The sequence below is a fragment of the Pontibacter flavimaris genome (assembly GCF_001907195.1).
Taxonomy (GTDB): Bacteria; Bacteroidota; Bacteroidia; order Cytophagales; family Hymenobacteraceae; genus Pontibacter; species Pontibacter flavimaris.
This window is the reverse complement of record NZ_LVWA01000002.1, coordinates 70,515-80,827: the sequence shown is the minus strand read 5'-3', so window position 1 is coordinate 80,827 and position 10,313 is coordinate 70,515. Positions and strand designations below refer to the sequence as shown.

Here is a 10,313-nt window from a genome sequence, read left to right as displayed (position 1 = left end):
ACCCATTTCCGGATTTCTGTTCGATGTGATCCTCCTAAATTTCCTTCCATAATCAGAAAGAAAATTTATGACGAGCAGGGATAGAGGATATGTGGCTGGATTGCTGGCACTCATCGTGTCGATGCTCCTTCTGATCATTTACCTTATCTGATTTTTGTGAGATCAGCGGCTCTGCCTGCAGCTTAGCTCCGTCTGGGCAACTGTTAGGCCATGGCTATTTAACCAAAGTACTTGGCGGTGCAGCCACGTCTTCTACCGCTCAAGAGGCATATATGTCTTAATGTATAAGTGATCAATCACATAGTTGTTTAAGGAATAAGGTTCACATAAATTATAAACGAAAAATTTACTGAATATGGAAAAGAGTATACGCAGGTTATGCCGAGATGGAGGAGAGGGTAGTTTTGCCCGCTTTAGCCATTTAAAGCCAGCAGTCTTCATATTGCTTGGATGCGCCTTGACCTTGACTGCCGCGCCGGTTGCACAGGCAAGTATGATGCGCGGGGCGAGCGGAGTGGCAAGTATGGAAATAAGCGGTGCAGCGGCAGGCGAAGCCAGCCTGCTGACGGAAAAGTATACGGTACAGGGTGTACAGGTGACAGGTACGGTAAAGGATGCATCTAACGGGGAGCCGCTGCCAGGCGTAACGGTGCTGGTGGAAAACTCCACAACGGGTACCGCCACAGGCGCCGACGGCACATTCCGGCTGCAGGCTACTTCGTCGGATGTTACCCTGGTTTTCTCCTTTGTGGGGTATGTCACACAGAAAGTGCCGCTTCAAAACCGCTCAGTTGTGAACGTTTCCCTGAAGCTGGACACGAGGGCGCTTGACGAGGTAGTGGTGGTGGGTTACGGTACGCAGAAGAAAAGCGACCTGACAGGCTCCGTTTCGTCCGTATCAGCCGATGAGATAAACCAGTACCCGGCGCTTAGTGCCACCGAGGCACTGCAGGGACGCTCTGCGGGTGTTTCGATTACGAGCAGTAACGGCGCCCCCGGCGCAAGCCCTCGCATTCGTGTTCGGGGTGGTACTTCCATTAACGCCAGCAGCGACCCGCTTTACGTGGTGGACGGCTTTGCAGGCGCCACGCCGCCACCGCCCGGGGATATCGCCTCAATCGAGATCCTCAAGGATGCATCCGCCACGGCCATCTACGGCTCGCGTGGTGCGAATGGTGTGGTGCTGATCACGACCAAAAGAGGAAAGTCCGGCAAGACCAGGGTAGAACTACAGACATCATACTCCACACAAGAGGTAGGTAAAAGAATGGATGTGTTGAACGCATCGCAGTTTGCCGAGATGATGAACGAAGTATACAAGGAGGAGCGCTACCCTAACCCGGCCTCCTATGGCGAGGGAACAGACTGGCAGGACGAGATATTCAGAACCGGCAACCTGCAGAACTACCAGGTGTCTGCCTCCGGCGGCTCTGAGAAGCTCAACTTCTATACTTCGGTGAACTATTTCGGGCAGGATGGCATCGTCATCAACTCGGACTACAAACGCTACTCCGGCCTTGCCAACCTGGACTTTGGTATATCGGAAAGGATCCGGGCAGGCGTGAAGTTGCTGGCAACCCGTTCTATCCGAAACGGAGTCAGGACCCAGGAAACCTCCGGTGGAGCCAATGGTGCGGGCGTTATCGGCTCTGCGCTGCGCTTCAACCCGATTCTGGGCATCTACGACGACCAGGGTAAATTCACCCGTGCCGATGTGGGCGACCCGATAGACAACCCTTACGCGGTGGCCACACAGCGCCAGAACGAGCGGGTGGTGGACATGCTGCAGAGTAACCTGTTTGTAGATGTCAATATTCTGGAAGGACTTGACTTCCGCACCACGCTGGGCGTGCAGACCAACAACGGACGCACCGGCAGCTTTATCCCGACCACGCTGAACGAAGGCGCCAATACAGGCGGAACCGGCTCTATCTCAGCGGATAAGAACACCAACATTATCAACGAGAACTATTTCTCCTTTAACCGTACGCTCAACGACATCCATACTGTAGGGCTTGTGGCCGGTTACTCTTACCAATCCTACAGAGGAGAGGACTGGGACGCCGAGAACCGCGGTTTCATCTCGGATAGCTTCTCTTTCTGGAACCTGGACGGCGGCTCGACATACCAGAACCCTAGCTCAGGCATGACGGAGTGGCAGATGTCGTCTTTCTATGGCCGCGCGAACTATAACTTCAAGGAGCGCTACCTGCTCACCTTTACCGGCCGTTACGATGGTTCCTCCCGCTTCGGAGCGAATAACAAGTGGGCTTTCTTCCCATCGGCAGCCCTTGCCTGGAACGTGAAGGAAGAACCTTTCCTGGAGTCGGCCCTGGCATGGACAAGCAACCTGAAGCTGCGCGGCAGCTATGGCGTAACCGGCAACACCGAGATCGGCTCCTACCAATCGCTGGCCCGTTTCTCCCCAACGTTTACCATTATCGGCGGAGTGCCTGTTAATGCGGTGCGCCCCACAGAGGTTCAGAATCCTGACCTGAGCTGGGAGAGCACCCAGCAGACAAACTTCGGTGTCGACCTGGGTCTCTTCAACAGCAGGGTAAGCCTGACAGCGGACTACTATTACAAGAAAACCGTGGACCTGCTTTACCGCATGCCGCTGCCTCCTTACTCCGGCTACACCAGCACCCTGCAAAACATTGGCAGCCTGGAGAACAAGGGATGGGAGTTCGGGCTGAACACCGTGAACGTCGACGGGGCAGCCTTCCAGTGGAACACGGACTTTAACATCACCTTTAACCGCAACAAGATCCTGAGCCTGCCAGCAGGGGAGATCATCGAGTCCGGAGTGCCCAGCCACCTGCTCAACAGGCAGTCGCACATCCTGACGGAGGGCCAGCCGGTGGGCATGTTCTACGGCTACATCTTCGACGGCGTGTACCAGCAGGGGGATGACATCAGCGCTGAAAAAGGAAAAGCACCCGGCGACGCCAAGTATAGGGACATTACGGGTGTGGATGAGAACAACAACCTGACCGGTGTGCCGGACGGCGTGGTGACCACCGCAGACCGTACCATCATCGGCAACCCGCATCCCGACTATATCTTCGGTTTCAACAACGATTTCAAGTATAAGAACTTCGACCTGTCGGTATTCTTCCAGGGAAGCGTGGGCAACGACATGCTGAACCTGACGCGCATGGAGATGGAGTGGATGTCTGGCAAGGGCAACGCTTCTACGGCGGCACTGGACAGATGGACACCGACCAACACCGACACCAACGTGCCGCGGGCAAGCATCAACAACTCCAACGCCGTGTCCAGCCGCTGGGTGGAGGACGGAAGCTATGTGCGGCTCAAGAACGTGGTGCTGGGGTATAACCTGCCGTCGGCTCTCACAGAGAAGTTCTTTGTCAGCAACCTGCGCCTCTACGTGAGCGCCCAGAACATTGTGACCTTCACGGACTACACCGGCTATGACCCGGAAGTGAGCTACATCGACTCGAACCGCAACATCGGACTGGACTATGGCAGCTATCCGAACGTGAAGTCCTACACTGCCGGACTGAACATCACTTTTTAAGCTTTTCTTCTCAACAGTAAACGGAGATTATTATGAAAACCAAGATACATACGATACTGGCCATGGGGTTGCTGGGCGTTTTCAGTGCCTGCACCGACCTGGACGAGGAACCTGTAGGACTGCTGGCCCCGGAGAGCTTCTTTAAAACCCACGGGGATGCCGAGGCCGCCGTGCTGTCCGGCTATGGCCTGATGGCCCGGGAAGAATACTACGGAAGAAGGCTGACCATGAGCCTGCAGCTGCTAAGCGACATGGGCACGATCGGGGACCAGGGAACGGCTGCCAGCCGCAGACAACTCGACAGGTTCATCTTCGAGGCGGGCAACGATAACATAGAGCACATCTGGAACAGCTCCTACGCTATTATCGGTGCGGCCAACGCGGCCATCGAAGGTATAAAGCGTGTGGAGATGCCGGAGGCCAACCGCAATGCTCTGGACGCAGAGGCCCGGGCGATCCGGGCGCTTGCCTACTCGCACCTGGTGCAGCTTTTCGGGGATGTGCCGAAGATCGACTATTTCATCGACACGCCTGAGGAGATCGAAGCGGTGAAGACCATATCCAAGAGCCCGGCGGCAGAAATCTACCAGCTGATCATCTCGGATCTGGAAAGCACCTACGACGCACTGCCCGATGGTTACGCCGGCGACGTCCGGTCACGGGCAACGAAAGGCTCTGCTCTAACGCTGCTGGCCTCGCTCCACCTCACGCTGGGGAACTGGGAGAAAGCCGCGGAGTACTCGCAGATGGTGATCAACAACAAAGGCAACTTCGGCTATAAGCTGATGGCGGACTTCAACGACCTGTGGGATGCCACAAACGGCGACATGGCAGAGCATGTATGGACGGTGGATTTCCTGGGCCAGGTGGGTACCAGCAACTTCAACGTGGATTACATAAGCGCCATCACCGGCGTGCGGGGCGCCAGCATGCAGGGCTGGAGCGTGGTGGTGGCCTCGCCTGGAGCCTACGACAGCTTTAAGGACGAAGACCTGCGTAAGGCGGCCACCTTTATCACGGAGGCAGCGCATGGGAAAAACACTAAGCCGTGGACCGATTTCCAGGACCCCTACGTGCATACGGCCAAGTGGGCACTGAAGCCCGGCGATGCGCAGTCAACCGGAGCCAGGTCCGACCACAACCTGGTGTTGTTCCGCTACGCCGAAGTACTGCTAATAGCGGCAGAGGCGCTGAACGAGGCCAATGGTGGACCTACGGCAGAAGCCTACGAGTATATCAACGAAGTACGCCGCAGGGCCGGCTATACCGAGGACCTGGCTGGCTTGTCGCAGGAGGAGTTCCGCGCCGCGGTGCGCGAGGAGCGCCGGGTGGAGCTGGCATTTGAGTGGAAGCGCTGGTATGACCTGAAGCGTTGGGACATGGTGCCGGAGGCTTTTACAGGACCGGACTCCTTTGAGCCACAGGCGAACGCACAGGAGTTTCATAAGCTGTTGCCCATTCCGCAGGCGGAGCTTTCCCGAAACAAGAACCTGTTGCCTCAGAACCCGGGCTACAATTAATCTGAGAGAGTTAAGTGGTTATTAGTTGCTCTTCTGCACCTGCCCGAAAGCGGGGCAGAAGGGCTCCTTTTGCCTACCCTACGCCTGAAACATACGTTGGGCGGGTGCATCAGCACCGCGGCCATACTTTCCTTTTACTCTACTTGCAATGATTTTAAGAATATCATACTTTATACTTTCCCTTTGCTTTGCGCTGCTGGTTTTACCCGTGCAGGCAAAGGCGGAGCAGCCGGGAAACAAAACCAGGCTGAACAGTGGTTGGGAATTCCTGAAAAGCGATCTGGGAGGTATCTGGGAGGCTGTAAGGCCAGCAAAACCGGGTTCCCCTGAAACCGTGCCGATCTGGGAGCCGGTCACGCTGCCGCATAGTTTTAATGCCACCGATGCCGTAGACCCCGATGTTAATTACTACCAGGGGCCGGGCTGGTACCGCACCAATCTGGAGATAGACAACAAGTATAAAAACGGCCGCACGCTCCTGCATTTCGAGGGGGCCGGACAGAAGACGGATGTTTACGTGTACACCACCAAGGTCGGCTCGCATGTGGGCGGCTACGATGAGTTCACGGTTGATATAACAGAAGCCGTTGAGGCTTTTAAGCAGACAGCAGCTTTCAAAGAGCAATTCAACGGCAAAATCCCCATCTCCATCCGCTGCGACAACTCCCGCGACCTGGAGATGATCCCCTCTGACCTTTCTGATTTCAACGTGTACGGCGGCATTTACCGCTACCTGAACCTGGTGCATGTGCCGGCGCTTTCCCTTGATAAAGTGTTCGCACATGCTACGGTAGACAAGGCCGGTAAACAAGGGCAGCTTTCCGTCAAAACCAGGTTCTATAATCCTGATAAAATAGAAAAAGCCCAGGTTACTCTTCGTCTGAAGGACCCGAAAGGAAAGGTAGTTGATCAGATGAAGGTGGAGGCCAACGCCACAGCAGGAGATGTTATGTTATGGCAGCCTACCGTGAAGAAGCCTAAACTGTGGTCAACGTCAAATCCTGCCCTTTATACTTTGGAGACAAGTATAACCACGCCTTCAGGCACCCATACCACCATAGAGAAAATAGGCTTCCGACACTTTGAGTTTGCAGAGAAAGGACCCTTTTACCTGAACGGCGAGCGCCTGCTCTTGCGCGGCACGCACCGCCACGAAGACCACGCCGGCGTAGCCAGTGCCATGTCCGAAGAGCAGATGCGCCAGGAAATGCAAATGATGAAAGACATCGGCATCAACTTCATCCGGCTGGGCCACTACCAGCAGTCGCGTATCATACTGGAGCTTTGCGATAGCCTGGGCATACTTGTCTGGGAGGAAATTCCGTGGTGCCGTGGCGGTTTGGGTGGCGAGATCTACAAAGAACAGGCCCGCGACATGCTCACCAACATGATCGAGCAGCATTATAATCATCCTTCGGTCATCATCTGGGGCCTGGGCAACGAAAACGACTGGCCGGGTGACTTCCCGGAATTTGACCAGCAGAAGATCCGGGAATTTATGAGTGAACTCAACGACCTGTCACACAAGCTCGACCCGTCCCGCCAGACAGCTATCCGCCGCTGCGACTTCTGTAAAGACATTGTGGATGTATACTCTCCTTCCATTTGGGCCGGCTGGTACCGGGGCACTTACACCGAGTATAAGAAGGAATCTGAAAAGGAATTTAACCGCGTAGACCGTTTCCTGCATGTGGAGTGGGGCGGAGACAGCCATGCACGTCGTCATTCAGAAGACCCCAACCATATATTGTCTGCTATACCTACGGGCAAAGGGACCGATGAAAGAGCCGGAGACGCCTCGCTGGTGGGTGGCGCTACCCGCGTGTCGAAGGATGGGGACTGGAGCGAAAGCTATATCGTGAACCTGATCGACTGGCACCTGAAGGAGCAGGAAACCATGCCGTGGCTAACGGGCTCTGCCTACTGGCCTTTCAAGGATTTTTCAACGCCGGTTCGCCCGGAAAACCCTGTGCCCTATGTCAACCAGAAAGGCATTATCGAGCGTGATTTTACCAAAAAGGAATCCTACTATGTGTTCCAGTCTTACTGGGCAGAAAAGCCAATGGCCCGCATCTACGGCCATACCTGGCCGGTGCGCTGGGGTGAGGAAGGTGAGGAGAAGATGATCAAGGTATACTCCAACTGCGACGAGGCCGAGCTGTTTGTGGATGGCAAAAGCATGGGCATCAAGAAGCGCAACAGCCAGGATTTTCCAGCGGCCGGCCTGCGCTGGATGGTGCCCATGACGAGCGGCAAGCACACCGTGAAAGTAATTGCCCGGAAAGGCAAAACGACTGTTGCCGATGAGCTGAGTTTTGAATACCAGACCGAGAAGTGGGGTGCACCTGCCCAAATGGTGCTGGAGAAATTGGAAGAGCAGAACGACACGGCCACGGTGCAGGTGAAAATGCTGGACAGCCAGGGCGTGCTTTGCCTGGATGCCGCGCAGAACGTGCGCTTTGCCTTAACTGGTGATGGCGAACTGATAGAGAATCAGGGAACCTCCACGGGCTCCAGTAAAGTGCAGTTGTACAACGGCCGCGCCATCATCCGCCTGAAAACCAACCAAGGCGAAAATGTGGTGAGCGTGCGCTCCGAAGGTATACCTACCGTGCTGCTCAACTTGAAATCCAACCAGGGAACTTCCTCGGGTGGAGCTGTAGGTGGAGCAGGGCAGTAGTCTGTTTCCTAAGAGCGCTTATAGTTTCTTCTTTCAATTCAAAAACGAACAGGCTGTATGATGATTTCGATTCTGTTTAGTTTGCTTTCCATTCTTTCCCCTTTGCAGGTTCCGGAAATCGAAAACGAGCCGGCGAAATCCTATGAAGAGATGGCAAGGCAGGTGCTACGGAAGCAGGTGCTGCAGGAGGCAGCCTGGGCGCTTGAGCTGCAGCCTGTTACGGTTACGGCCCATGTAGCGACGCGAAGCGCAGGCGGCATACATGATTTTTATTCAGAGGGGGATTACTGGTGGCCGGATCCTGCCAACCCGGAGGGGCCATACATTCAGCGGGATGGGATGACGAACCCGGATAATTTCGTGGCGCACCGGCAGTCCATGATCCGGTTCAGCCGCATCGTTGGAGCGCTTGCCTCTGCCTTTAAACTCACGGGGGATACCAAGTATAGAGACCACGCTTTTGTGCATCTGAATGCGTGGTTTGTGGATCCGGAAACCAGGATGAACCCTTCGCTGCACTGCGCGCAGGCCATAAAGGGAAGGGCAACAGGCAGGGGGATTGGCATTATCGATACCATCCACCTGATGGAAGTGGCGCAGGGAGTACGGGTGTTGGAAAATGCCTCCGGAACAGACCAGGTTTCGGTGAGGGCAATTAAGCAATGGTTCGCGGATTACCTGCAATGGCTCACTACGCATCCGTACGGGCAGGCCGAGATGAACTGGAAGAACAACCATGCGACCTGCTGGGTGATGCAGGTGGCCTCATTTGCCAGGCTTACTCAAAATGAGGAGCTGCTGGATTTCTGTCGAAAGCGCTACAAGGAAGTGCTGCTTCCCAACCAAATGGCCCAGGATGGCAGCTTTCCGCTGGAACTGGAAAGGACAAAGCCCTACGGCTACTCCCTCTTTAACCTGGACGCGATGACCATGGTGGTGCATCTCCTTTCCGATGAAATGCACAACCTCTGGGAGTACCAGACGGAAGACGGAAAATCAATCAGGAAAGGGATAGCGTTCCTGTACCCCTATGTGGCAGACAAGAACAGGTGGCCTTATAGCAAAGACGTGATGTATTGGGATAACTGGCCTGTGGCGCATCCCTTCCTTTTGATAGGGGCACAGCGCTTTAGCCAAAAGGATTGGTTTGCCACCTGGAAAACACTGGAGCACGCTCCGCAAGAGGAAGAGGTATTGCGAAATCTACCAATACGGCACCCACTCATCTGGATGTGATCTGCGAGCGATTCATTTTATACTTGAAAAACATCAGCTAAAAGAGCTTATCCTTTATACTTAAAATACGATACCATGCTACATAAATCTACATCTCTGTTCCTGTTTATACTTTGTTTTACCCTAGCCTGCGCCGCGCAGAAAGTGCCGGTAAACGAAGCCTTCGACCATGCTGCCAAACAAACGAAGGTATTGCTGAAGGAAACGGAAAAAGCAACGAAAACAGCCAAGCCGGGAGCCGTATCACCGCGCACTATTAACGATAAGGGAGAGCTGCAGCTGGTGGCCCCCAAGGACTGGACAAGCGGTTTTTTCCCGGGAGTGCTGTGGTACTTGTATGAGTATACCGGCGATAAAGTATGGCTCATCGAAGCTAAGAAGTATACGGCCAACCTGGAAAAGGAAAAGCTGAATAGCGGCACCCACGACATGGGCTTTAAGATGTACTGCAGCTACGGCAACGGCCTGCGCCTGACTGACGACCCGCAGTACCGCGACGTGCTGATTCTATCCGCAAAGACACTGGCTACCCGCTTTAACCCTACCGTTGGGGCTATCCGCTCCTGGGACCATAACACGGACAAGTGGGATTTCCCGGTCATCATCGATAACATGATGAACCTGGAACTGCTTTTCTGGGCCACCCGCACCACCGGCGACTCTACCTACTACAACATTGCAGTTGCCCATGCCAACACCACGCTCCAGAACCATTTTCGGGATGATTACAGTAGCTTTCACGTCATTGGCTACAACCCGGAGACAGGTGCTGTAGAAAAGAAAAACACCCACCAAGGCTACAGCCACGAATCTACCTGGACAAGGGGACAGGCCTGGGGCTTGTATGGCTATACCATGAGCTTCCGCGAGACAGGAAATAAAGCGTATTTAGAGTTGGCTGAGAACATCGCCAAATACATGCTGGAGCACCCACAAATGCCAGACGATATGGTGCCGTATTGGGATTATAATGCGCCGAACCTGCAGAACGAGCCCCGCGATGCCTCGGCAGCAGCCGTGATGGCATCGGCGCTGTACGAGCTCAGCACTTACTCCGAAAATAAGGAAGTATACCGGAAGGCTGCAGATAAAATGCTGCAGAGCCTGTCGCAGAAGTATACTTCGCCGGTTGGCCAGAACAAAGGATTCATCCTGCTGCACAGCACCGGCTCCAAACCGCACAACTCCGAAATTGATGTGCCCCTGACCTACGCCGATTACTATTACCTGGAAGCCTTGCTGAGACAAAAGCAGCTGGCAGCTAAAGGCAAACTGTTCAACTAAGTCCTGCTTTATAATTTGGCTGGCTATACTTTATACTTGGCTGGGGAGATTT

The 10,313-nt window shown here is 54.5% G+C and carries 5 protein-coding genes; all 5 read left to right on the top strand.

Translation table 11 applies throughout. The features are described 5' to 3' along the window. Positions 1–457 precede the first annotated feature (457 nt). The 5 genes from A3841_RS00305 to A3841_RS00285 all read left to right on the top strand — a co-directional run bounded on the left by A3841_RS00305 (position 458) and on the right by A3841_RS00285 (position 10,261). Positions 458–3,541: a SusC/RagA family TonB-linked outer membrane protein gene (locus A3841_RS00305; protein WP_206073054.1), complete on the top strand. Its 3,084-nt coding sequence runs from the start codon at positions 458–460 to the stop codon at positions 3,539–3,541. A 32-nt stretch (positions 3,542–3,573) separates the two neighbouring features. After that, positions 3,574–5,061, top strand: coding sequence for a RagB/SusD family nutrient uptake outer membrane protein (locus A3841_RS00300; protein WP_073850308.1), 1,488 nt, complete (start codon positions 3,574–3,576; stop codon positions 5,059–5,061). A gap of 148 nt (positions 5,062–5,209) precedes the next feature. Continuing rightward, the gene (locus A3841_RS00295) at positions 5,210–7,741 is read left to right on the top strand and encodes a glycoside hydrolase family 2 TIM barrel-domain containing protein (RefSeq protein ID WP_073850307.1); all 2,532 of its coding nucleotides are present in this window, start codon (positions 5,210–5,212) and stop codon (positions 7,739–7,741) included. Positions 7,742–7,798: 57 nt separating this feature from the next. After that, complete coding sequence (locus tag A3841_RS00290; RefSeq protein WP_206073053.1) at positions 7,799–8,977, top strand: alginate lyase family protein; 1,179 nt, start codon at positions 7,799–7,801, stop codon at positions 8,975–8,977. Between the two features lie 75 nt (positions 8,978–9,052). Continuing rightward, positions 9,053–10,261, top strand: coding sequence for a glycoside hydrolase family 88 protein (locus A3841_RS00285; RefSeq protein ID WP_073850306.1), 1,209 nt, complete (start codon positions 9,053–9,055; stop codon positions 10,259–10,261). The last annotated feature ends 52 nt before the right edge of the window (positions 10,262–10,313 follow it).